The organism is Psychrobacillus sp. (genome assembly GCF_032154225.1).
GTDB lineage: Bacteria > Bacillota > Bacilli > Bacillales_A > Planococcaceae > Psychrobacillus.
Genome location: NZ_JALDYF010000013.1, coordinates 49,270 through 75,527, shown reverse-complemented (window position 1 = coordinate 75,527; position 26,258 = coordinate 49,270). Strand labels below are relative to the sequence as shown.

The 26,258-nt window shown below is 31.5% G+C and carries 22 protein-coding genes and 3 pseudogenes; all 25 read left to right on the top strand.

Annotated elements, in window-relative coordinates; all coding sequences use genetic code 11:
- Positions 1-61 precede the first annotated feature (61 nt).
- The 25 genes and pseudogenes from RUH95_RS15430 (at position 62) to RUH95_RS15310 (ending at position 26,050) form a co-directional block, all read left to right on the top strand.
- A complete protein-coding gene (locus tag RUH95_RS15430) occupies positions 62-1,156 on the top strand; it encodes a DegT/DnrJ/EryC1/StrS family aminotransferase (RefSeq protein WP_313893784.1) in 1,095 nt (364 codons plus the stop codon).
- Between the two features lie 11 nt (positions 1,157-1,167).
- Positions 1,168-2,421: an O-antigen translocase gene (locus RUH95_RS15425; RefSeq protein WP_313893783.1), complete on the top strand. Its 1,254-nt coding sequence runs from the start codon at positions 1,168-1,170 to the stop codon at positions 2,419-2,421.
- Between the two features lie 34 nt (positions 2,422-2,455).
- On the top strand, positions 2,456-4,009 hold the full coding sequence (locus tag RUH95_RS15420) for a glycosyltransferase (protein WP_313893782.1): 1,554 nt from the start codon (positions 2,456-2,458) through the stop codon (positions 4,007-4,009).
- A gap of 66 nt (positions 4,010-4,075) precedes the next feature.
- A complete protein-coding gene (gene rfbA / locus RUH95_RS15415) occupies positions 4,076-4,957 on the top strand; it encodes a glucose-1-phosphate thymidylyltransferase RfbA (protein WP_313893781.1) in 882 nt (293 codons plus the stop codon).
- The gene (gene rfbC / locus RUH95_RS15410; RefSeq protein ID WP_313893780.1) at positions 4,954-5,517 is read left to right on the top strand and encodes a dTDP-4-dehydrorhamnose 3,5-epimerase; all 564 of its coding nucleotides are present in this window, start codon (positions 4,954-4,956) and stop codon (positions 5,515-5,517) included. The genes rfbA and rfbC overlap by 4 nt, the downstream gene beginning before the upstream one ends.
- Positions 5,517-6,368: a dTDP-4-dehydrorhamnose reductase gene (gene rfbD / locus RUH95_RS15405; RefSeq protein WP_313893779.1), complete on the top strand. Its 852-nt coding sequence runs from the start codon at positions 5,517-5,519 to the stop codon at positions 6,366-6,368. The genes rfbC and rfbD overlap by 1 nt, the downstream gene beginning before the upstream one ends.
- Before the next feature lies 1 nt (position 6,369).
- The gene (gene rfbB, locus RUH95_RS15400) at positions 6,370-7,392 is read left to right on the top strand and encodes a dTDP-glucose 4,6-dehydratase (RefSeq protein WP_313893778.1); all 1,023 of its coding nucleotides are present in this window, start codon (positions 6,370-6,372) and stop codon (positions 7,390-7,392) included.
- Positions 7,389-7,622 (top strand): annotated as a pseudogene (locus RUH95_RS15395) (sugar nucleotide-binding protein). Before rfbB ends, RUH95_RS15395 begins: the two are co-directional and overlap by 4 nt.
- Positions 7,623-7,677: 55 nt before the next feature.
- Positions 7,678-8,235, top strand: a pseudogene (locus RUH95_RS15390) (SDR family oxidoreductase); the annotation flags it as partial.
- 135 nt (positions 8,236-8,370) lie between these two features.
- Positions 8,371-9,258, top strand: coding sequence for a glycosyltransferase family 2 protein (locus RUH95_RS15385; protein WP_313893777.1), 888 nt, complete (start codon positions 8,371-8,373; stop codon positions 9,256-9,258).
- 27 nt (positions 9,259-9,285) lie between these two features.
- The gene (locus RUH95_RS15380) at positions 9,286-10,284 is read left to right on the top strand and encodes a glycosyltransferase (protein WP_313893776.1); all 999 of its coding nucleotides are present in this window, start codon (positions 9,286-9,288) and stop codon (positions 10,282-10,284) included.
- Between the two features lie 122 nt (positions 10,285-10,406).
- On the top strand, positions 10,407-11,483 hold the full coding sequence (locus RUH95_RS15375) for an EpsG family protein (protein WP_313893775.1): 1,077 nt from the start codon (positions 10,407-10,409) through the stop codon (positions 11,481-11,483).
- Between the two features lie 59 nt (positions 11,484-11,542).
- The gene (locus RUH95_RS15370) at positions 11,543-12,757 is read left to right on the top strand and encodes a glycosyltransferase family 4 protein (protein ID WP_313893774.1); all 1,215 of its coding nucleotides are present in this window, start codon (positions 11,543-11,545) and stop codon (positions 12,755-12,757) included.
- Between the two features lie 1,069 nt (positions 12,758-13,826).
- Positions 13,827-14,420, top strand: a complete 594-nt coding sequence (locus tag RUH95_RS15365) for a sugar transferase (RefSeq protein ID WP_313893773.1) — start codon at positions 13,827-13,829, stop codon at positions 14,418-14,420.
- A 19-nt stretch (positions 14,421-14,439) separates the two neighbouring features.
- Complete coding sequence (locus tag RUH95_RS15360) at positions 14,440-15,069, top strand: acetyltransferase (RefSeq protein ID WP_313893772.1); 630 nt, start codon at positions 14,440-14,442, stop codon at positions 15,067-15,069.
- On the top strand, positions 15,070-16,209 hold the full coding sequence (locus RUH95_RS15355; protein ID WP_313893771.1) for an aminotransferase class I/II-fold pyridoxal phosphate-dependent enzyme: 1,140 nt from the start codon (positions 15,070-15,072) through the stop codon (positions 16,207-16,209).
- Between the two features lie 402 nt (positions 16,210-16,611).
- Positions 16,612-18,096: an MBOAT family O-acyltransferase gene (locus RUH95_RS15350; RefSeq protein WP_313893770.1), complete on the top strand. Its 1,485-nt coding sequence runs from the start codon at positions 16,612-16,614 to the stop codon at positions 18,094-18,096.
- Positions 18,097-18,104: 8 nt separating this feature from the next.
- The gene (locus tag RUH95_RS15345) at positions 18,105-19,256 is read left to right on the top strand and encodes a hypothetical protein (RefSeq protein WP_313893769.1); all 1,152 of its coding nucleotides are present in this window, start codon (positions 18,105-18,107) and stop codon (positions 19,254-19,256) included.
- Between the two features lie 67 nt (positions 19,257-19,323).
- On the top strand, positions 19,324-20,163 hold the full coding sequence (locus RUH95_RS15340; protein WP_313893768.1) for an SLAP domain-containing protein: 840 nt from the start codon (positions 19,324-19,326) through the stop codon (positions 20,161-20,163).
- A gap of 180 nt (positions 20,164-20,343) precedes the next feature.
- A complete protein-coding gene (locus RUH95_RS15335; protein WP_313893767.1) occupies positions 20,344-22,092 on the top strand; it encodes an ABC transporter ATP-binding protein in 1,749 nt (582 codons plus the stop codon).
- A 40-nt stretch (positions 22,093-22,132) separates the two neighbouring features.
- Positions 22,133-23,104, top strand: a complete 972-nt coding sequence (locus RUH95_RS15330; RefSeq protein ID WP_313893766.1) for a glycosyltransferase family 2 protein — start codon at positions 22,133-22,135, stop codon at positions 23,102-23,104.
- Between the two features lie 138 nt (positions 23,105-23,242).
- The gene (locus tag RUH95_RS15325) at positions 23,243-24,118 is read left to right on the top strand and encodes a glycosyltransferase family 2 protein (RefSeq protein ID WP_313893765.1); all 876 of its coding nucleotides are present in this window, start codon (positions 23,243-23,245) and stop codon (positions 24,116-24,118) included.
- 21 nt (positions 24,119-24,139) lie between these two features.
- On the top strand, positions 24,140-24,760 hold the full coding sequence (locus tag RUH95_RS15320; RefSeq protein ID WP_313893764.1) for an amidase domain-containing protein: 621 nt from the start codon (positions 24,140-24,142) through the stop codon (positions 24,758-24,760).
- Positions 24,761-24,780: 20 nt separating this feature from the next.
- Complete coding sequence (locus RUH95_RS15315; protein WP_313893763.1) at positions 24,781-25,344, top strand: YdcF family protein; 564 nt, start codon at positions 24,781-24,783, stop codon at positions 25,342-25,344.
- A gap of 17 nt (positions 25,345-25,361) precedes the next feature.
- Positions 25,362-26,050 (top strand): annotated as a pseudogene (locus RUH95_RS15310) (WbqC family protein).
- Positions 26,051-26,258: the final 208 nt, after the last annotated feature.

Below are 26,258 nucleotides of genomic sequence, written 5' to 3'. Positions count from 1 at the left end.
TTTTTCAAACACAATTTTATAACAATTAGATAAACATTAATTTTGTTGAGGGGCATAGAATATGATTCCATTTCTTGATTTAAAAAAAGTAAATGAACAACATTCTCAAGAGTTGAAACTAGCAGCAACTAGGGTTATTGATAGTGGCTGGTATATTAACGGTGAGGAAGTAACAGCTTTTGAGCAAAAATTTGCAGCTTATTGTGGTGTACGTCATTGTATCGGAGTAAGTAATGGCTTAGATGCATTGAAATTAATATTGAGAGCATATGAGATTGGGCCAGGAGATGAAGTAATTGTTCCGTCTAATACATATATTGCGTCGGTTTTAGCTATTTCTGAAGTTGGAGCAACACCGATTCTAGTAGAACCAAATATAGAGAGTTACAATATTGATCCTAGTTTAATAGAGTCAAAAATTACCTCGTCAACAAAAGCCATTTTAGTTGTACATTTATATGGTTTAGTAGCTGATATGGATCTAATTCTTGAAATCGCTGAAAAGCATCAATTAAAAGTAATTGAAGATGCGGCTCAGGCACATGGAGCTATTTATAATGGTAAAAGAACTGGAAACTTAGGGGATGCTGCAGGTTTTAGTTTTTACCCAGGAAAGAATCTAGGAGCGTTAGGTGATGCGGGAGCGATTACAACAAATGATGATGACCTAGCTACCAAATTAATAGCGTTACGTAATTATGGATCACATAAAAAATATGAAAATTTATATAAAGGCTATAATCATCGACTAGATGAAATGCAAGCAGCATTACTACAAGTTAAATTGCCACATTTAGATGGAGAGAATGAGATAAGAAGAATTATTGCTAATAGATATTTAGCCGAAATCGTTAATCCATCTATTATTCTTCCAAAGAAACCAACTGATACGGAGCAAACAGTTTGGCATGTATTTGTAGTACGTACAAAAGAAAGAAATCGTTTGCAAACATATTTTTTAGATAATGGTATACAAACGGTTATACATTACCCAGTACCTCCGCATAAACAAGCAGCGTATAACGAGTGGGAAAGTTTTACTTATCCTATATCAGAGAAAATACATTCTGAGATATTAAGTCTCCCTATTTCATCTGTGCAAACAGAAGAAGAAACTAAGAAAATAATTGAAGCAATTAATAAATATAACGGATAGTTGGTATAGGCATGAACTTCTTGAAAACAAGTTTACTATCAGCAATTTCTACAGTAATTAAATTGGCATCAGGACTAGTCATCAATAAAATTATAGCAGTGTATATTGGGCCAGCTGGAGTAGCATTGATAGGGCAGTTTCAAAACTTTTTAGGAATTATTACGACAATTGGTAATGGTGCTATCAATTCGGGAGTTACTAAATATGTAGCTGAATATAATGAAGATGATCAAAAAAGAACTGATGTTATCAATGCAGCATTCTTAATTACATTATTTTTTTCACTGATATTAGGTGGGATTGTTTTTTTAGGAAGTGCTTATTTTTCGAGCTGGATTTTCCAAACAGAAAAGTATTCAATTATTTTTAAAATTTTGGGAATTACACTTATTTTCAGTGGGTTAAATACCGTACTTCTTTCCATCATAAATGGCATGAAGAAAATTAAGCTTTTCATAGCTATTAATATATCAAGTAGTTTATTATCACTGCTTATTACTTCTATTTTGACGATAAAATATCAGGTTTTTGGTGCACTTTTGGCAATGGTATTTGTACAAGCATTTATTTTATTTATTACATTACCTATAGCAGTAAAAAAGCTGAACATAAATATACGATTCAATAAAATTGTAGATAAAATGTACTTCCGAAAACTTTTTGCCTTCTCGCTAATGGCGATTGTATCTGTAATAGCTGTATCTTTTACACAAATATTAATACGAAATCACTTAATTTTAATGTTCTCAATTGAACAGGCAGGCTATTGGCAATCAGTGTGGATGATATCTACGATGTATTTAATGGTACTAACAACTGCATTTTCGACTTATTATCTACCTAAACTTTCAGAACTTAAAAAAAAAGAAGAACTAAGAAGAGAAATCTTATCAGGCTATAAAATTATTATTCCATTTGTAGTCATCACTGCTAGTGGAATCTACTTCTTACGTGATTTTATTATACTAGTTTTGTTTACACCAGATTTTTATGAAATGAGATCGTTGTTCTTGTTCCAACTTATAGGGGATTTTTTCAAAATGCTGAGTTGGACATTGTCATTCTTAATGATTGCAAAAGCAATGACAAAAACTTTTATTGTAACTGAAATTGCATTTTCATTATCTTTTTATGTATTGACTATTTGGTTAACACAGATAAATGGACTTATTGGTGTAACCCAAGCTTATGCGTTGAGTTACTTAATATATTTAGTTACGATGTCAACCGTATTTAAAGACATCTTAAGTAGTCCTAAAAAATGAAGGTTGGATAAAAATTAGGGGAGGAGAGATAAATTTGTTAACTACTTTCAAAAGGAATTTTGAGTATTATAGCTATGCGAAAAAACAAGCCCAAAAATACTATGCTAAAAAACAGTATAATAAGTCAATTGAATGGATACAAATCGCTGCCACTATAGCATGGACAAATAATTTTGGTGTTTACGTAGATTTGGAGTTAGAGGAATTAATAGCGAAAATAGGAATTGAAGCTAATATACAGGGAAGAAAGAAAGAAATCAAAAGTGATGCGACATCTACTGAATTAAGTATACTACACGTAATGACAGAAGCTTACCTCGTAGGGGGTCACACAAAGTTAGTGGATAATATGATGAAGTCAACATTTAGTATCCATTCTCTTATCATCTTAAATCAAAGTAAAGATGAAGAAGTTCCAGAGTGGCTTAAGTCAACAGTGGAATCTCGAAATGGCCATTTTGAAATATTAGATAAAGATGATAATTATCTGTTGAAAGCGGAACATCTTCGTAAAAAAGTCCTCAATGATTTTGACGTGGTTGTCCTACATACACATCCAAATGATCCAATACCTATTTTGGCTTTCAGCGGTGGTATAGATAGTCTAGTTATAACGGTGAATCATGCAGATCATGTTTTTTGGCTAGGGTCATCTATTACAAATCTGTGTTTGGAAATTACTAAATCAGGTCAAAATATTTCTAAACGATATAGAGGAATAAGAAATAGTGAGCTAATGAGAATACCACTCTCTGAAAATATTTCGAAGTATTCTTGTGATAAGAAAAAAAGATTTAGAGAGCAATATAAAATACCACGAAACGCTACAGTTTTATTATGTATTGCTTCTAGTTATAAATTCACTCCTTTCCAAGAATTTGATTTCAAAGGAATATTTACAGAGGTTTTGAGACAGAACAAAAATACCCATCTTGTAATTGTTGGACCAAGCAACAAGGAGTTGTATTGGAAGTATATTCCAAATGAACTTAAAGGCAGAGTACATATTGTAGGAATGCAAAAGGATATTGAAGCTTATTATGGATTAGCTAATGTGTATATAGAATCGTTTCCTTTTGGATCACATACCTCTTGTCTAGGGGCCATGATTAGAGGTATTCCGGTTTTTCCAGCTCCTAAACCAGTACTACCAGAATTAGTATTAGACGAATATAAAAGTGTCGAAAATGCCTCTGTGAGTAAAGAAGATTATATATCAAATTTGCTGAAATTTTTAAATGATACTGAGCGTTTGAAGGAAAAAGGGATGAGACAAAAAAAAGAAGTAACTGATTTACATTGCAACCCAAACTGGGGGAAGCATATAGAATTTATTATTAAAGAAAATTTGAAAGTAAAAGAAAATCAGGATATTAACCTTGGGGATTTAAGTGGAATTGAAAAACGTAATTTTAATGAAAATCTTCCCTTGATTATAACTGGTATTCAAGATCCAATTATAATTATTTTATCAAAAGTGAGATTGAAGTATAAACTAAGCTTTTTATATCTTGCATTTCAAACAATGAAGAGTAGAAAGGCTAGTACTCAACTACTAAAAAAGATTTATAAAATTTTTAAAAAGTAACTATTATCTCGGTTAGATTAAACTAACGCTAATAATATTATTTAACTTGAAAGGAACGTGACATTAGTGAAAGGCATAATTCTAGCTGGAGGAAGCGGTACTCGTTTATATCCACTTACAAAAGTTATTTCGAAACAACTTTTGCCAATTTACGACAAGCCAATGATTTATTATCCGTTATCGATATTAATGTTGGCAGGAATTAAAGAAATTCTTGTGATTTCAACTCCAGAGGATACACCGCGCTTTGAGCAGTTGTTAGGTGATGGAGAGGACCTGGGTATATCATTATACTATGAAGTACAGGAATCACCTGATGGGCTTGCACAAGCATTTCTAATTGGTGAAGAATTTATTGGAGAAGATTCAGTTGCTCTAATTTTAGGAGACAATATTTTCTATGGTCATAAATTCACATCCATGTTAGAGCGAGCTTCAGCACGGCCAGAAGGCGCTACTGTATTTGGTTATAATGTAAAAGATCCTGAACGCTTTGGAGTTGTTGAATTTGATCAAGATGGTAAGGCAATTTCAATAGAAGAAAAGCCTCATAATCCTAAGTCTACTTATGCTGTAACCGGGCTATATTTCTATGATAATGATGTTGTAGAAATTTCTAAAAAAATTAAACCTTCAGAACGTGGTGAGTTAGAAATTACCTCAGTGAATGAAGAATATCTAAAAAGAGGAAAATTAAGTGTAGAGTTGTTAGGCCGTGGTTTTGCTTGGTTAGATACAGGTACTCATGAATCTCTTTTGGAGGCTTCTACATTTATTGAAACTGTTGAGAAACGTCAAAGTTTAAAGGTAGCTTGTTTAGAAGAAATTTCTTATCGCAAAGGTTACATTACTAAAGAAAAATTAATTGAGCTTGCTCAACCTCTTCAGAAAAATGAATATGGTCAGTATTTATTAAGATTGGCTGCTAAGGAGGGGGGGCTAGAATGAACGTTATTAAAACAGAACTTGAAGGTATCTTGATATTAGAACCAAATGTATTTGGAGACCACCGCGGTTGGTTTACTGAAACATATCATCAAGAGAATTTTAAAAAGCAAGGAATAGATATTGATTTTGTACAAGATAATCAGTCATTTTCAGCACAAAAGGGTACACTGAGAGGATTACATTTTCAAAATAATCCGATGGCGCAAACGAAATTAGTACGTTGCACGAGAGGTGCAATTTTTGATGTAGCTGTAGATATTAGAAGAAATAGCCCTACTTATAAAAAATGGGTCGGAATAGAATTGTCGGCAACAAATTATAAACAATTACTGGTTCCTAAAGGATTTGCGCATGGTTTTATGACATTAACTGAAGATGTTGAAGTACAGTACAAAGTAGATCAATACTACTCTCCAGAGAATGATAGAGGAATCTTATGGAGTGATCCGAAAATTGGTGTAGAATGGCCATTAGATATCATTCCGGTGTTATCCTTAAAGGATGAGCAGGCTCCAGTTTTAGAAGATTCAGATCATAACTTTGTTTATGGTGAAGTTTAATGAAGATTTTTGTGACAGGTAGAAGTGGTCAATTAGGTTTTGATGTGGTCAAAGAAGGATTTTTTCGTGGGCATGAAATGCATGGTTTTGGCTCGAAAGAATTGGACATTACAGATCGTAATCAGGTTCTGAAATATGTTACTGCATTAAAACCTGAAGTAATTATTCACTGTGCTGCATATACAGCAGTTGATAAAGCAGAAGACGATCAAGAGCGTTGTTCGGATGTAAACGTCAACGGAACTAGATATTTAATTGAAGCAGCCAAATTAGTTAGAGCAAAGTTTATCTATATAAGCACTGATTATGTTTTTGATGGACAAGGAATTACTCCTTACAAAGAAGAAGATAAAGTAAATCCAGTTGGATATTATGGATTGACAAAATTACAAGGTGAACAAATTGTTCAAGAAAACCTTGAGGAATTTTTCATTGTAAGAATTTCTTGGGTTTTTGGTATTAATGGAAATAACTTTGTGAAAACGATGTTGAAGTTGGCTGAGTCAAGAGATGAGTTAAACGTAGTAAGTGATCAAGTCGGATCACCAACTTATACAGTTGATTTAGCAAGACTATTGTTAGATATGATTAGAACTGAAAAATTTGGTATATACCATGCATCTAATGAAGGCTTTTGTAGTTGGGCTGATTTTGCAACTGAAATATTTAGACAGGCGAATCTTACAGTGAAAGTTAAACCTATTCCAGCAGTTCAATTTCAAACTAGAGCAAAAAGACCGAATAATTCCAGACTGTCAAAAGATAAACTAGAGAATAATGGTTTTAAAAGACTACCTGGATGGGAAAATGCAGTGAAACGATTTATAGAAAATTTACAAGAAGAGGTGTAAAATGTCTAATTTAAATTTGCTTGTAACAGGTGGAGCAGGATTTATAGGTAGTAATTTTGTACATCATATACTTGGGAAATATCCAGATTGTACAGTAGTAAATTTGGATGTCCTTACATATGCGGGGAATTTAGAAAACTTATCAGATTTAGAAAAAAATATACAACATCATTTTATTAAAGGAGATATATGTAATTACGAGTTAGTTGATTATTTAGTTAAAAAATATGATATAGATGTAATTGTAAACTTTGCAGCGGAATCACATGTGGATCGTAGTATCACAGACCCAAGTGTTTTTGTGAAAACGAATGTATTGGGGACACAAAACTTGCTTGATGTTGCAAAAGCAAATCATATCAAAAAATATGTCCAAGTGTCTACTGATGAGGTATATGGCAGTTTAGGAGAAACAGGCTATTTTACTGAAACAACTCCACTTGCACCAAATAGTCCATATTCTGCTAGTAAGGCCGGGGCAGATATGTTAGTACGTTCGTATTTTGAAACTTTTAACATGAATGTGAATATCACACGTTGCTCAAATAACTACGGTCCATACCACTTTCCAGAAAAGCTAATACCTTTAATGGTAACGAATGCGTTGGAAGGAAAAGACTTACCAATCTATGGAGATGGAAAAAATGTTCGCGATTGGTTACATGTAAAAGATCATTGTGAAGCAATTGATTTAGTAATTCATAAAGGTATAGCAGGTGAAGTGTACAATGTTGGTGGACATAATGAGCGTACAAATAACGACATAGTGCATTTGATTATTGAGAAACTAGGTGTCTCTAAAGAGTTGATTCAATACGTAGAGGATCGTCTTGGGCACGATCGACGTTATGCAATTGATCCAATGAAGCTAGAAAATGAGCTTGGCTGGAAACCACAATATACATTTGATACAGGGATTGTGGAAACAATTCAATGGTATATCGATAATCGTGACTGGTGGAAAAATATTAAATCAGGTTCATATATGAACTACTATAAAAATCAATATGGTGAAAAGCTATGAAAGTATTAGTAACTGGCGCAAAAGGACAACTCGGTACCGATGTTGTCCTTCAATTACAAGAAAGGGATTTCGAGATATTTGGCTTTGGACCTCAAGAATTAGGTATTACAAATCAAGAGCAAGTAAACGATGTAATAGTTTCTATTTAACCAGATGTGGTTATTCATACTGCCGCATATACAAAGGTAGATCAAGCAGAGGATGAACCAGAACAAGCATTTTTAAGTTAATGCAGTTAGTACTCGTAATGTTGCGGTTGCAACTGAAACAGTTGGATCTAAATTAGTATATGTTATTACAGATTATGTGTTTGATGGTACAGCAACAGAACCAATTGACGAAAAAGAACAAACAAACCCAATTAACATATATGGTAAATCAAAATTAGAAGGAGAAAAATTAGTACGTGAATTCCATTCGCAGTACTTTATAGTACTTATCTCTTGGGTGTTTGGAGCTTATGGAAATAACTTTGTTAAAACAATGTTAAAATTAAGTGAAACTAGATCAGAAATTAACGTTGTTGATGATTAATATGGATCTCCTTCATATACAATTGACATATTGAAATTAATATTAGACTTAATTGATACTCAGAATTATGGCATATATCATGCTACGAATGAAGGGTATTGTAATTAGGGAGAATTTGCTTAGGAAATTTTCAAATTGTCGCATATAAATGTATTTGTTAGCCATGTTACAAGTGAACAATATCCAACTAAAGCAAGAAGACCAAAAAACTCAAGTTTGTTTAAGCAAAAAATAAATGATAATGGATTTCAAAGATTACCTCATTGGAAAAATTCATTAGAACGGTTTTTAAAAGAACTAGCAAAATAGATATTAAATCGTATGATACTACTCAAATGTCTTAACATTAAACACAGTTATTATTATTTTCTGTGTTACTTTTACAATCTCTATGAAAAATTGTAGTAAAAGAATAATAAAATATTCAATGGTTAGGAGTACTAAATGTATTGTTATGCAGGTATTGTGTTATATAATCCAGAGATTGATAGGCTTAAAGAAAATATTGATGCAATAAAAAGACAGGTAACTAAAATTATTCTAGTTGATAATAATTCAGATAACATAAATGAAATATCACAACTTTTATTAGAATACGAGAATGTTTCGTTAATTAGGAATAGAGATAATATAGGCATTGCTGCAGCACTAAATCAAATTTGTGAAAAGTCAATTAGTGAAGATTACAAATGGGTACTTCTCCTAGATCAAGATAGTATATGTTCAGATACATTAATTTCAAGTTATAAAAACTATACAGAAGATACTACAATTGCGCTACTCACACCATATATTGTAGATATTAATAAAATGAGTTTAGAAGACTTTTTCAGTATAAATCTACCTAGATATTCACATGTTAATTGGGCAATAACATCGGGTTCACTTATTAGATTGAGTGTTTGGAAAGAGATAGGTAAGTTTGATGAAGATTTGTTTATTGATGGTGTTGATATTGATTATAGTATTCGTATTAGGATAAATGGCTATAGTCAGGTAAGGGTCAATACTGAATATTTGCTACAGGAGGTTGGGAAGGCAGAACCTACCTTTATTTTTCGACCACATAGAGATAACTCCGGTAGATGGACAATAAAAAGATATTACCGGAGTAACCATTCTTTGATGCGACAATACTATATGACAAGAAATAGAATTATTATTTCGAAGAAATATCGATTATATAATTCTATTATTAAAGAGATTGTAATTACAGCTTGTATAACTATTCCAAAGCTAGTATTTGAAAAAAGCAAGTTAAACTTACTTATTAAAATTGTTCAAGGTATCTATGATGGCATTAGATTTAAAGTTGAAAAATATAAAATCTAAATTCAGGATAGAAAGGAAACTTAAAAAATGATTTCTGTAGCTATGACTACTTATAATGGTGAAAAGTATGTAGAAAAGCAGCTTATTTCCTTATTAAATCAAACATGCCTACCTGATGAAGTAATAATTGTAGATGATGGCTCTAGCGATAGTACATGCCGAATAGTTGATAATTTTATAAAAGATTATGGATTAAATGATAGATGGAAATTAATTAGATGCGAAGAAAATAGAGGTCATTTGAACTCTTTTTTTGAAGCTATTTCTTTGGTTGCTGGTGATATAATTTTTTTATGTGACCAAGATGATATATGGTTGCCCCAAAAAATAGAATTAATGAGTAACTTGATGATAGAAAACCCAAATATCCAAGCTTTATCATCAAGTTTCAATAAAATAGACTCATACGGCCATAGTATTAAATCCTACGAGAATTTTCTATCCTCAAATAATGGTATTATAAGAAAGAGAATTAAATCAGGGGAAATTGTAAAGATATCACCATTTACTCTAATTACTTATAATGTTTCACCAGGGTGTACTAGTGCTTTTAGAAAGGAAACAAAAGATATTTTCATTAATAAGCTTGGAAAAGTTGATGATTTTGCATTAGTACATGATTGGAAAATTAACCTTATTGCTGCCTTAAATGATGGACTTTATTTTGTCAATACTCCGACAATTTTATATAGGTTACATTCAGAAAATACTTTAGGGTTGTCTAGGAACTTTGATATCGAAAGTCGTATTAGTGCATATGAAAATGCAAAAAAAGAAAGAATTACTATGTATAGAATATCTGAGTATATTGAATATGGAAATAGCGACGATATTTATAGGAAATCAATAAATGAATACTTTGAAAAAATGATAAAAAGCTATGAAGAAAGACAAGAGAACTTAAAAAAAGGAAATTTATTAGGATGTTTTAAAACAATATTTAAATTTAATTTATTCGTAAATAGAGCCTTTGAAAGTGTATTGGTAGATATTATTGCAATAATAAATAAAAAAAGATTAAAATAAAAAAATATTCGATGTAAATAGTTATTAAACAAAAATCTAAACGTTAAAAAATTGAATACAGTCCTAATCTAGCTTTTAAAATTTGTTCAAACTGAAAATATTAAGAATTGTTGGTGTTTCTAATGCACAATGAGAAAGGTATTGAAAAAAAATTTAGTTTGTCGTTTATTTTCTTATTTATAATAATGTGGTTATTATTTGGTGGAAACACATGGAACGCTGATTATGCAAATTACTCACGATTGTATAATGATATTTCTGAATTTAGTAGCAGAAATACGGAAGTAGGATTTTATATTTTTTCGAAAATATGTAGCTTAATGGGTTTAAGTTACAACACATTTTTAATGATTTATTCTTTAGTAGGTATGTTATTGATAGCTAGTACAATAAAAAAATATTCTAATAACGATACTCTAGCACTGATGTTGATATTTATTTTTCCTTTTTTAATTGATATTGTTCAAATAAGAAATTTTATGGCTATGGCTATTTTAATATATTCAATCCCTTATCTAGTGAGCGGAAAATTAAAAGATTTATTGAAATATATCTTTTTTATTTTTTTAGCTTTTTGCTTTCACAAGACAGCACTATTTTACTTAATATTATTGCTAACGAAAATAAAAAGTATTAGAAAAATTATTTTTTTTAGTTTTAGTTTTTTAATCGTAGCGTTAATTGGTAAATCAGCAATAGTGTCCGTATTTAGTCAAATTTTAAACTTGGAAAGGTATGGGGTGTACTTATCTAACTCAGAAAGCCCAGTTGTTACATTTATATTATTTTTATACATTTTCACTAATATTTTATTAATTGGTTATGTTGCTCGCAAAATGAATACTAATAAGTATAAAGAATTTTCAGACAGTTATGGACTGAGAAAATATGATCAGGGTAAATTTGCTAATTTAATTCTTAAGATAAATATTTTAGGTACTATTTCATTAGTGTTTATTTCAATGGATATCAATTTTTTGAGACTTTTTAGAAATCTAATACCATTAAATTTAATTGTGTTTACAATGATGAAACCAAGAAATAGATTTACAACAAATCTTAATGAGTTTGTGCACAGTATTTTATTTTTTTCTCTAATAATAATATCAAATATAGTATTTATTGTTCTATTATCTTATGATGAAATTTTATATCCTGTATTTGTACATAATATTATTTTTGAATGGTTATCAAGATAAGTATTATCCAAGATATTAATATAAATATTCTAATATACTTAAAAGTGGGGGTTACAAGTTTGAGTAAAATCTGGGTTGTTTCACAGTTTACAGATAAATTTAGTACAGATACATCTAATAGATATTCATATATATTTAATCAATTGAAAAATGACTATCAAAATGATGTTAGATTTGTAACTAGTTCTTTTAGTCATGTAACCAAATCAACCAAAAACATAGAAAATCAAGATATAACATTAATTGATGAACCCGGATATCATAAGAACGCTTCAGTTAGAAGAGTATTTTCTCATTTTTTGTATGCATTGAGATCATATAAGTATTTAAAAAAGAATGTTGATAAAGGAGATATTTTAATAGTAGCCATTCCTTCTAATACTCTTGCTATGCTTTTAGCCATTTTAAAGAAGCGTAAGAACTTTACCTACATAGTAGATATACATGATACATGGCCAGAATCATTGTTTCCTATTTTAAATACTCTTATTAGATTTCTTTCTTTACCATTTTTCTTTTTATGGAGAGAAATGAGACATATTGCTGTAAGGAATTGTGATTTACTTTTAGCGGAATCTAGACAATATAAAGATGATCATAAAGGCTTTTTAAATCCTGGTATTAAATCTCACTCTATATTATTAGGTGCAGATATCACTAATTTAAGGTCCATTTTGCCGATGAATGAAAAGGATGATAAGAAAATAAGGTTAGTTTTTGCGGGTACTCTTGGTGTGAATTATGATCTAGATACCATTATTAGAATGATTAAAAGTTATGATTCGAGTTTTAGAGAAAGTAATCTTGAATTTGTATTCTTTGGAAATGGAGAAAAAGAATTTATGATAAAGGAAGCTGCGCTAGAATACCCTGATTTAATTACACATTTAAATCGTACTAGCTATTTGGAATATATTTCAGTATTAAAATCCTTTGATATAGGTATAAATTCATTTCAAAGAAATACTAATGTGAAATATTCTTATAAATCTGTGGATTACTTAATTAGTGGTCTTCCAGTTTTAAATAGTTTAGAAGGAGAATTTTCCGAAGATGTTTTGCAAAATGATATAGGTGTTGATTATATTGCATCAGATATTGATTCACTATTTTCTGCAATAAAACAGATTACTATAAATTTACGTGAAGACAGAAACTGGTACAAAAAAAATATAGAAAATTATATTAATGAAACCTTGGATAGAGCAAAAATTTATAATCCGCTATTTGAATTTGTGCAAAATGTTTCAAGTGATTCTAGAAAACCTCTTTGAAGAAAATGTGAAAAAAAGTATGCATAAACATTAGAAATGGTTGATTATTAGGTGCTGATTATATAGGAGAGATGAATATCCATTAGATATTTCAAGTGTATACATTTCCAGCTTTATTCCTTAGCTAATAGTTTAAGAGAAGTGGTTGAGCTAGTAAATATAATAGAAGTAGATAGCCCTTTTTTAGGTACTAAAGCTGCCCCTAGGTGCACTTTTTCCTTATTTTGAAAGAAGGTCTGGTGATCTAGAAGTGTTTTATGCAGAACGAAATTTAAGTTGAATCTATTTAAGACAATCCTAATGTTACATGGATAAAATAGAAGTAGCGGTTATTGTTATTACTAAATGCTTTTCTTATTACCTGTATAAATTAGTTAAATATGGTTTTAATGGAAAATTATATCGTTGCAATAACTGATTCTTATGGAGGAGCTCTTAGAGAAATGACAACTAAGGTAGAATTAGCAACATTTGATGTAACTGATGATATATGAGCCAGATGTTCTGTTTTAATAGTAGTTGACCTCTTATCTCTTGGTCTTAAAATAGGGCAAAGGCAGCTGCAGAAGACATATCATGCATGAAGAACAGAGTGATAATATTAATTATCAGTACGCCACTTTAAAAAGTCTCTTATTAACAGAAGGATATAAAATTGAGATTTTAGATATCCATTCTTCAAGTTTTGAAACTTTTCAAAATTGACGGAAAATAATTATTTGGAGAAAGAGAAGAGAAGAGAGGGCGCAGTATCTTTCCTGTTTTCGTCACATATCCAACAGACCTATACTCTCGTGGTCAGTATATTCAAGGTAGTTTGAATTATTTGGATGATGAAGCAGTTAACAGGATTAGTGGAGGCACGTTACTTATCACATTGACTACCTTAATTATTTCTTCCAAATTTCCTGTGCCATGAGTCTTTATTTATGAAACGGAAATCCTTTTGATTAACCAGGAGTTGAGAAGTATAAGACTTATTTTTATGAATTGCTTGAAAATACTTATTATACAAAAATTTAATAGGATTACTACTTTGAAAAAACGTGAAGTTAAGAGGGGAGAAAAATTGAAGAGGCTATTTGATTTGTTTTTTAGTTTATTGTTGTTGTTTTTTTTATCGCCAATAATTGCTCTAACATCTTTACTTATTCGTTTGAAAATAGGTTCTCCTGTTATGTTCAAACAACAACGACCTGGCTTAAAAGGACTACCTTTTTATGTATATAAATTCCGTTCTATGACGGATGAACGTGACACCCATGGTAAGTTACTGTCTGATGATGTTCGATTGACCTCCTTTGGGAAGGTGTTACGGAAATTGAGTTTGGATGAGTTACCACAGCTATGGAATGTGTTAAAAGGTGATATGAGTTTTGTTGGTCCCCGTCCATTGTTAGTGGAGTACTTGCCTTTGTATAATGAACGACAAGCAAAGAGGCATAATGTTCGCCCTGGTATTACAGGTTGGGCTCAAATAAACGGCCGTAACGCAATTTCTTGGGAAGAGAAGTTTGAGTTAGACGTTTGGTATGTGGAAAACCATTCATTGTGGTTAGATATGAAGATATTGTTTATGACAGTGAAAAAAGTGTTTATCAGTGAAGGTATTAGTCAAGAAGGACAGGCTACAATGAAAAAGTTTGAGGGAAGTAAGGATTAACGGAGAGAAGGTATGCATTTTGGAGAAAATTATCCTAATTGGTGATAGTGGACACGCAAAGGTAATTGAAGACTGTATACGTTCTCAAGGTGGTAGTGTTATCGCAAAGTTAGATGATCGATACCAAGAGAGGTTTTACGAGGAGCATCTTATTAAAGGACCTATTGCACTTATAGATGACCTATTGATTGATGATGTAAAAATAGTTATTTCTATTGGATCTAATCATATAAGAAAGAGTATTGTTGAGCGATTAAATATTGCTGATGAGAAATACGCAACCATTATTCATAATCGAGCGATAGTATGCAACTCTGTAAAAGTCGACTATGGAACCGTCATTATGCCAGGAGTTATAGTAAATGCAGATGCTTCTATAGGTTGTCATTCTATTATTAATTCGAATAGTGTAATTGAGCATGACTGCGTAGTCGAGAATTTCACGCATATATCCCCAGGAGCTATATTAACTGGAAATGTGAAAGTTGGACAAGGTAGTCATGTTGGAGCCGGGGCTACTGTCATACCTGGCATTGATATCGGCTCATGGACAACTATAGGTGCAGGATCTTCGGTAATATCGAATATAGAATCTAATGTTACTGCTGTTGGGATTCCAGCTAAAGTGATTAAGAGAGAAGGCTTATAAATGAGTGAACGAATCTTATTATCTTCCCCACATATGTGTGGAAACGAGCAAAAGTACATAAATGAAGCATTTGAAACGAATTGGATTGCTCCTTTAGGAACAAATGTGGATGGCTTTGAGAACGAATTAGCAGAGTACGTTGGTATTCAAGGTGCAGCTGCGGTTAGTGCTGGTACTGCTGCTATTGATTTGGCACTTAATCTACTAGGCGTTGGAGCAGGGGATACTGTATTTTGTTCAAGCTTGACGTTCATTGCGAGTGCAAATCCTATCGTTTATCGTGGTGCAACCCCTATATTTATCGATTCTGAATGGGATACATGGAATATGTCACCACAAGCTTTGGAAAGAGCTTTTGTGGAAGCGGCTGAAGAAGGTAAGCTCCCAAAAGCGGTCATTATCGTCAACTTATACGGACAAAGTGCGAAAATGGATGAACTCATGGAAATTTGTAATTGTTATGATGTCGCTATCGTAGAAGATGCAGCAGAATCATTAGGTTCAACGTATAAAGGAAAGAAAAGTGGAACATTTGGTAAGTATGGTGTTTATTCATTTAACGGAAACAAAATCATCACGACTTCTGGTGGGGGCATGCTCGTTTCAGATGATTTAGAGGCATTAAAACAAGCACGTTTCCTTGCAACTCAAGCCCGAGATGCGGCAAAGCATTATCAGCATAGTGTCATTGGGTACAACTATCGTTTAAGTAATGTACTAGCTGGGATTGGTCGAGGGCAACTAGAAGTACTTGACGAACGTGTAGCTCAAAAACGAGCGATTTTCGAACGATATTCGGAAGCATTAGGGGGTATTAATGGAGTTTCAATAATGCCAGAAATGAAAGATACATTTTCGAATCGTTGGTTAAGTGCGATCCAACTAGATCCGAAAAAAATAACCATCTCTCCTTACGATCTAATTGACGTCCTTAATGAAGTAAATATTGAAGCACGTCCTGTTTGGAAACCACTTCACTTGCAACCAGTTTTTGAAGGATGTAAGTTCTATGCTCACGGAGAAGATGAAATTGTGAGTGAAATTTTATTTGAACGTGGGATTTGCTTGCCTTCGGATTCGAAGATGACTGTGGAGCAGCAGGAGAGAGTGATTGAAGTTCTTGTAGATAATTTAAAGTAGTACTAAATTAACCTCTTACCATATTGTTTATGGTAAGGGGTTAATTTTTGTTTATGACGACGTAAGCGCCACAAGAAATAATAGTATTCTTATTAGAGCGTCAATCTGGGCGTTCTTTTATATATTTACACACTGAAAATAGAGTTTATGAAAAATATATTTAGTCACTATTAACATTTGTCAGTATTGCAATAATTGAACTTTTGTTTATCCTTAAAGAGAGTGTAAAAAAACTCCAAAAAGGGGGAGGAAATATGAAAAGAAAGCTATGGAAAGAAATAATGATGGCAGAATAATTTCTTTCTACTATTTTATAAGATTTCTACTAGTTTGGAGAATGTTTTATATTCCTATTTTGTGTTTATAAGGTATATTTTAGAAATAGAATTAGGAGATTTTAGTATGTTATTTAATTCCTTTGAATTTATATTTATATTCTTGCCTGTAGTGTTTATTATTTATTTTGTTCTGAATCGTAAAAAGTATCTATTAGCGGCCAAAGTATGGTTAGTTGTTAGCTCGCTCTTCTTTTATGCATGGTGGAATATTAACTTTTTGCCGATTATTTGTTTATCTATTTTAGTAAATTATAGTATAGGCAATATATTAAGCACTAAAAAATATACTACGAATCAGAAATGGATTCTTACTGTAGGTATTTTTTTAAATGTTTTATTATTAGGATTCTTTAAGTATGTGGATTTTTTTATTGTGAATTTGAATGCTTTATTTGATGGGGAAATACCGTTATTCCATCTAGCCTTACCGTTAGCTATTAGCTTTTTTACATTTCAGCAAATAGGCTATTTAGTAGATGCGTATCATGGCGAAGTGAAAGAAAGAGATTTTTTAAACTACACATTATTTGTGTCATTTTTTCCTCAGTTGATTGCAGGACCAATTGTTCTTCACAAGAAAATAATGCCCCAATTTGCAGATAGAAGAAATAAATTCTTTAATAGCAAGAATATTTCAGTAGGTATTTTTGTTTTTTCTATCGGATTGTTTAAAAAAGTCATTTTGGCGGATACGTTTGCGATATGGGCGACTCAGGGCTTCGATCAACTACATAGCTTATCGTTCATAGAAGCTTGGATTGTGTCCTTATCATATACTTTTCAGCTATATTTTGATTTTAGTGGTTATATGGATATGGCGACGGGAGCAGCACTGCTATTCAATATAAAACTTCCAGTTAATTTTAATTCCCCCTACAAGGCTTTAAATATTCAAGATACTTGGAGCCGCTGGCATATGACATTAGGACAGTTTCTATATCGTTATATTTATTTTCCAGTTAATCGCTTTTTATTAAGAAAGGTGTTTACGCCTTTACATATAAAAAAATATACAATGTTACGTTCGAATATTGCATTGATGATCCTTTTTTTAATTAGTGGTATTTGGCATGGTGCTGGATGGACATTTGTATTTTGGGGTTTTTTACATGGTGCTGCGACGATTATTCATCGGCATTGGAAGTCAGCTGGTTTTAAAATGAATAAATATATCGCATGGTTTATTACGTTTAATTTTATCAATGCATCCTTAGTTTTTTTTAGAGCAAATAATTTCCCTGAAGCAATGAAGGTGTTAAAAGGGATGAGTGGTTGGAATGGCATTACCTTTCCAGAGCGATTTAGTTTTATAATACCCGATATTTATTCAGATGTTATTTCAATAGGGGAGACCCAACTTATTGATGATGTACGTGGAATTCAATACATCATAGTGGGGTTATTAATTATTTTGTTATTCGAAAATTCGGAACAACTGCGAGAGAAATTTAAGCCAACATGGTACACGGCATTGTTTACAATAATTATTTTTATGTATGCACTATTGAGTTTAACAAAAGAAAGTATATTCCTATACTTTAATTTTTAGAGGTGGATATGAAAAAAAAATACAGAACTTGGAACTTAGCGGTAATTATACTATGTATGTTGACAATAGTATTCATCGTTGCAGTGAATTATCTAGTGAATCCTTATAATATTTTCGAATCTCCTACTTACGAAGGATTTAATGAACAAAAAATAGAAACAAAGGAATACATATTGAAGGAAAAAGATCTTGTTAACCAGAAACCTGATACGATATTTTTAGGGTCCTCTCGAACGTTTCTAGGATTAGATCCTAGTTATTATAAAAAAATGGTTGGAGAAAAAGCTTATAATGTTGGACTTGCGGGTGCGTCTATGGATGTGGAGTTGAAATACTTTGAGTATGTATTAAAAAGTAATCCTAAGTTAAAAAGGGTGATAATTGGCTTAGATTTTGAAGCCTTTAATATATTCGGTACTACCCCACTCGGGTTTAGTGAGGAACGTTTATCAAGTAAACGATGGATAAAAGAAGATTTGTTTTTAAACTTATTTACAATTCAAGCGTTTATCGATAGTATGCGAGTAATTCATGAAAATAGGAATAATATTTCTAATTTAACTCAAGATACTTTATTAGAAGATGGTAGTTTTAACGAATCAGTTCAATTGAATATTCATCAAGAAATGCTCAACAGTGGGCACAATCGTTTTTATGAACATCTACAAGAGTATTTAGTAAGTGAGCAATTATTAGCGAAATATGAATTGTCAAATAAAAATATTAGTTACTTTAAGCAATTAGTTGATTTATGTGAGGAAAATCAAATTGAATTAATTGCTTTTATTCAGCCAGCGCATGCTCTCCAATGGACAGGTATTGAAAAGGCTGGTCTTTGGGAGCAGTTGGAGCAATGGAAAAAGGAAATTGTTCATATAACACCTGTTTGGGATTTTTCGGGCTATAATTCAATTACAACGACTTCAGCGGAAAATTTTGATGTTTATTTTGATCAAGCACATTATCGGAAGAAGGTTGGTAATCTTATATTGCATAAGACTTTACAAATAGATGCTGAAAAAGTACCATCCGACTTTGGCGTATATTTGACAGAGGAAAATATACAGTCTCATTTATATAAAATAAGAGCAGATCGTGATGCGTGGATGGCAGATAATCCTCTTATTATGCAAAGAATTGACGAACTATTACCAGAGTGAAGATGGTTCTGCCTTTATAATGGTGCTATAATAACGTTACAGTATTCGTTTTGAAAGGAATGTTCCAATGTTTAAGCCAAATAAAGCATCTCAATCAAAGGCATCAAATACATCAAAAACAATGTTAGAGTTTAGTGATCTGTGGAATCTGAATGAGCAAGAACGCTATGCTTTCGAAGTTGCTCACAATAAGTTAAAAGGTCTAATTCCAAACCAGCTTAGTATTCACGGAGTTAAGCTTCACAAAACAAACGATGGATTTATCCTTACAGCAATCATTCGCCAGTCTTTGCAAAAGAATTTAGCTTTAGGTGATATCCGTTTAATTGTTCGTGATACAGCTGGAAAGGAAATTGCAAAGAAAGAATTTAATATGGAATATTTCGGTGAGTTAGGTCCACTAAGAGCTCGTCCATGGATGTTCGAGTTCGATCCTGAATCTTTATTCGTACCCCATGATGAAATAGTGGATCAAATGGAATTCGAAGTAGTGTTCGAATACGAACAAAAATCTGTATCTGAATTCACTTTACAATTAGATGAAAAGTCGTCTAAAGAATTAACAGACGTTCAAAAAGAATCTTTAAAGAAAATGCTTGATTCTTTAGGTCCACTAGCAGTTAACGATGTATCATTTTCTGCCGTTAGCTTAGTAGAACAAGACAGTGGTGTTACCATCAAATTGCTAATACGCAATTCTTTCGATAAGGTAGCGACGATTAACAATCTGCCTTTACAATTGTCCGATGCGACTGAAAATGTAGTAGTACAACATGATTTCCAATTAGAAAAATTTGACGTTCATGCAAGTCATGGTCGACTGGTGAGTTTGTTCTTCCCTAAAAAACTATTTAAAAAAGCAAATCCAGACTGGTCAAAATGGAATGTGAAAACTGTTTCGAATTAATAATGAATCCCCTACAATCGTGTAATTTTGATTGTGGGGGTTTTTAGTTTTCACTAGTATAAATCCTGTTTTGAATTCTTTCAGATTTCTTTCATTGGACTATGTTAAAATGTTTTTATAGTAACTATTCGAATCAATTACGACATGATAGATAATAATAACAAGGCGTGATACACATATATGAATAATATAAGAAATTTAATAAAGCTGTTTAGTAAAAGAGAGAAACGCAATCTCTTTTTTTTATTTTTGCTAATGTTAATAGCTGCTCTTTTGGAAACGATTGGTATTGGGTTAATTGTCCCATTTATAGGAATTGTGACGAATCCAAATATAATGGAAGAACAAGAGGTATTGTTGTTTGTATACGAACTATTTAATTTTCAATCATCAAATGGATTTTTAATCTTTGCAACTATTTGTTTGATTCTTGTGTTCGTTATAAAAAACTTCTATTTATTATTGTTTTATTATATCCAATATCGTTTTATCAATAATCAGCGTGTAAAAAAATCACAAAAGTTATTAAACTCTTATTTAACGAAGCCATATGAGTTTCACTTGCAACGAAATACTGCTGAGCTTCTTAGAAATGTTAATCATGAAGTGAATCGGGTGTTCGAACATGTGATGATTCCTTATTTTTTACTTGCAACTGAAGCTTTAGTTATCGTTTGTATTTTAGCATTACTAATTATTATTGAACCTATCGCAACTATTTTTTCCGTCATCTTACTTGGTGCAAGCGTAGTTGTTTTTTTTAAAGTGTTTCGCACTAAAATAGGTAAACTAGGACAAATTCAACAACAGTCGAATGGACAAATGATTAAATGGATTAACCAAGGACTTGGTGCTAGTAAGGAAGTGAAAGTTTCCGGGAAAGAGAGTTTTTTTATAAATGCATTCACTATGCAAAGTCAAACATATGCAAAGGCTCAACGCTTTTTTCAAATGCTAACTCAAGTGCCTCGAATGTTTATTGAAACGATCATAGTAGCAACTATACTTGGAATGATGCTGCTAATTATCTTACGCGGTGAGGAGTTGTCTGCGTTAATTTCAACGATGGCACTTTTTGCAATGGCTGCTTTCAGACTTATGCCGTCGATTAACCGTATAGTAGGAGCTTTAACAACGATTAAATACAATTCACCAGCATTAGATGTAATTTATGAGGATTTAAGCAGTAATGAAGAAATAAAACAAAATATGAATGTGAGAACTAGTAAACTGCAAAATAAATCGTCACGAGCATATAACCAGAGCATTGAATTAAAAAATGTTTATTATCGTTATTCTAATCAATCTAACTATAATATTCAAAATGTTTCTCTTCAAATCCCAATTGGAAGTTCGGTTGCTTTTATAGGAACTTCGGGCGCTGGGAAGACAACAATTGTGGATATTATTCTTGGTTTGTTAGAACCAGAAAAAGGAACAGTACTAATAGACGGTAAGAATTTGAAAACAGAGTTATCACTTTGGCAAAAGAAGATTGGCTATATTCCACAAACAATCTATTTATCTGATGATTCTATTCGTCATAATGTAGCTTTTGGAATTGATGACAAAGAAATTGATGATGCGGCAGTGTGGCGAGCAATTGAAGATGCGCAAATGAAAGAGTTTATTGAAGAAATGCCAGATAAACTAGATACTTTTGTAGGGGAACGTGGGGTAAGATTGTCGGGAGGTCAGCGCCAAAGAATTGGTATTGCACGCGCACTTTACCATGATCCAGAAATTTTATTTCTCGATGAAGCAACTTCAGCTTTAGATAATGATACCGAAAAGGAAATTATGAAAGCCATCAATCAATTAAAAGGGCAAAAAACCCTTATTATTATTGCACATAGACTTAGTACGATTGAGAATTGCGATATTGTGTTTGAGATGGAGGCTGGAAGACTTATTGCACAGAAAGTTTAGAGTGAAGGTTTAATTTTTTTATAAAAAGATGGAGGAAATTATGAGTGAAATCATTTCAGTTATAGTACCTATATATAAAGTTGAAGACTATTTAAATCGTTGTGTTGATTCTATTTTAAAGCAAACTTATAAGAATCTTGAAGTTATCTTAATAGATGATGGTTCCCCTGATAAATGCGGAGAAATCTGTGATGAATATGCAAAAATAGATGAAAGAGTAAAAGTAATTCATAAAAGAAATGGTGGTATTTCAAATGCTCGAAATGCAGGGCTTGAAATTGCTAAAGGTGAGTATATTTCGTTTATTGATGGTGATGATTGGATACATGTTGAATACTTTGAGAAGCTATACCAACTACTAAGAAAAACGGATTCAGACATTTCAGTATGTTGTTTCATCAAAACTTCAACAGAAGATACTCAAGGTGAAAATTCGAAGGAAATAATTTATGAGTATTCCAATATTGATGCATTAGGGCAGTTTTCAGATAGATTCAATGTGGAGATGGTTGTAGTATGGGGTAAATTATTTAAAAGAAAGTTACTAGAGGAAATACGATTTCCAGTAGAAAGGGTACACGAAGATGAGTTTACGACTTACAAATTGATTTATAAGGCTAAGAAAATTGTACTAACTACGGAGCAGTTACTATATTATTGGCAAAGAAAAGATAGTTTTATGGGAGTTGGATTTAAAATTAAGCATCGACTAGATGCAATAGATGCCTTTAAGGAGAGAGCTGAATTTTTTGAAGAGATTGGTTTGGAGGATTTAAGTTATAAAACATATAGGCAATTGTTTTTTATTTATATGGATGTAAAAAAAAGAAAGAATGTATTTGAAAGCGAATTAATGAAAGACAACTTTGATAGAAACTTCAAAGGCTTGAGGGAGAATCTAAGGAAAAATAAAAAGAATACGAAATTTAGAATGTTCTACGAGTTGTATTATATACAACCAAAAATAATGAGTTTATTTTTAGAGGTTTATGGAAAAGTAAGGGGAATTTAAGTGGAATTCTAACCTTAGGGGTGTTTTTTAATTCTTTCAGATTTCTTTCATTGGATTATGTTAAAATATTTTTATATAGCAACTATTTGACTACATAAAGTGACGGTAGAAATTAAGCATTTTTTAGGAGCAAAATTAATGACGAATATGATGGTTAGTATTAATTGTGTTACTTATAATCATGAAAATCATATTGCTAAAGCGATAGAAAGTTTTTTAATGCAAAAGACTAACTTTGACTTTGAAATTCTAATCCATGATGACGCTTCTAGTGATAATACCCCAGAAATTATTAAAGAGTATGCTACAAAGTATCCTGGAAAAATCAATATTATTTATCAAACAGAAAATCAGTACAGTAAAGGAAAGCGTATATTTAGTCTAAATGCATTAAGAGCTACTGGTAAATATATTGCTATTTGTGAAGGAGATGATTATTGGATTAGTCCTTATAAACTACAAAAACAAGTAGATTATATGGAACAAAACAGTAATTGTAGTTTATGTGTACATGCGGGGAACATTATGAATTCTTTAACTGGAGAAATTATTAAGCCTCATCATGATTATTTTGAGAATAAATACTTTTCTGTAGAAGAAGTAATAAAAGGAGCAGGGGCAAATTTTTTAACAAATTCTATGTTCTACCGTGCTGAATATAAGGACGATAGCCCATCTTTTTTAACAAATGCACCTGTTGGAGATTATCCTCTAGCTATTAACTTGGCATTAAAGGGCGATGTTTATTATATAAATGAAATCTTGTCTGCTTATAATGTAAATGTTGAAAATTCTTGGACTAATCGAGTCTCCAATAATAGATCTAAGCGGATTTCGCATTATTACAAACTTCTCAATATGTACGAAGAGCTCGATGCATATACAAAATATCATTATAAAAAAACTATTAGAAAAATGAAGTTTAAATATTATATTCATTTATTGTATTTTACTTTTGGGGGACCTTTCTTTTTAAGAAATCTCTTTGTGAAAAGAAAATCCCAAAAAATTTAACTGTTTGAAGGACTGAACGATTTGATTTTAAAAATACTTATAAAATTAAAACGTATTTCTGTCAATTATTTATTTATGATATATGAAATGATTACTTTTAAAAAGTTTATAAAGAGAAATATGCCTATTTTTACGTATGATATACGGCAAGCAAAAAATTATGCCGAACAATTTTGGGCTACCAAAAATTCAAAATATCCTTATTTTGAAGAAAATGATTGTATAAACTTTGTATCCCAAATATTAGTCGCTGGTGGAGTATCTATGACAAAACCTGCTTCGAATATAAAAAAAGGAGTTAATCTTCTCCATACAAATTATTGGTATAGTACAAGCGATTCGATAAATTTTTCTTGTTCTTCATCGTTTACAAGTATTCGACAATTTAATAATTACTGGTCAAAATATGTTCAAACATACATATGTCAAAATATCGCGGAAGCTATTAATGTTGCAGATACTGGCGACGTTATTTTAATGCAGCAAGATGATCTACCTTATTATGCGCATGCGGTATTCGTATTTTCAAAAGAACATAATACTTTAAAGCTATCTAGCCATACGAAAAATTATTTAGACAAAGATATAACAACTCTGGATCGGTATTTGGAGTTCAAAATTTTTAAATTTAGTATACATTAAAGTTAGTACATGGAGGAAATATGGAATTATTTGCATTACTACTATTATCATCTGTAAGTATAATGTACCTTTACAGCAGCTTTTTAATAATAAAAAGTGCAAAAACGACAGCTGATGGGGAATTTGAGTATGTAATTATTTTAGGCGCTAAAATTTTAGCAGGAGGCATACCTACATATTCGCTTAAAAACCGCTTAGATGTAGCAATACCCTATTTAACAAAATATCAACATATTAAAGTAATTGTATCCGGTGGCCAAGGAAGTGATGAAGATCAGCCGGAAGCTTTAGCAATGCAAAATTATTTATTGAATGCTGGAATTGAGCCATCAAGAATTATTTTAGAAGATAAAGCGATAACTACATATGAAAGCTTTCAATTTTCTAAAGGTTTATTGCCAAATAACATCCATGAAATTACAATCATTTCTAATGACTATCACTTAAGGAGATCAAAATATTTAGCAAAACTGAACGGCTTTGAATCAGATGCAATTGCTGCTAAGACACCCAATTCTGTAAAATTAAAAAGTTGGCTAAGAGAAGGTATAGCACTAATAAAATCTTACCTTTTAAAAAATTAATCGTGAGGATATTAAACATGAACATTGCAATTATGCAACCGTATTTCTTCCCTTATCTTGGCTATTGGCAACTAATTAATCATGTGGACGAATTCGTCATTCTCGATGACGTGAATTTCATAAAAAAGGGTTGGATTAATCGAAATCACATTTTAATTAATGAAAAAAAAAAATGATAAACTTACCTTTAAAAAAGATAAGTCAAAACAAAAAAATTAACGAATTATCTATTTTGAAAGGTGAAGACTATAATAAAAAAATTTTGAAAAAAATTGAATACGCCTATAAACAAGCACCTTATTTTAATGTAGTATACAACCTAATAGAAGATATTATTTGTTATAAAGAGGGTAATTTAGCTGACTACTTAAGTTATTCTATTCACAAAATATGTACCTACCTTAATATAACAACTAAAATTAGCAAATCCTCTGATATACAAAAAAATAATACTTATCAAGGGCAGGAAAGAATTATCGAGCTATGTAAAAAGCTTTCGGCATCGACATATACTAACCCAATTGGTGGAAAAGCACTATATAGTAATGAGCTCTTTTCACTAAATAATATTGAATTATGCTTTTTTGAACCTAAGTTAGTTGAATATAAGCAATATAACAATGCATTCATTCCAGCTTTATCTATTATTGATATTCTCATGTTCAATAGTGTAGAAAAGATTAGGGAAATGCTTACTATTAGTTAAGAACAGCCCCCATTCTTAACGTTTCATATTTGGATTTTTTACTTTGTTTTACTAATCATATTTAAATTGTGAGGGATTCAAAATTGAAAGAAGAAACTATTACCGTTACTCGGCCATTTATTGCACCCTATAACGATTATATAGAAGAAATTAAAGATTTATGGGATACGCGTTCTTTAACGAATAATGGTATAAAGCACTAGCAACT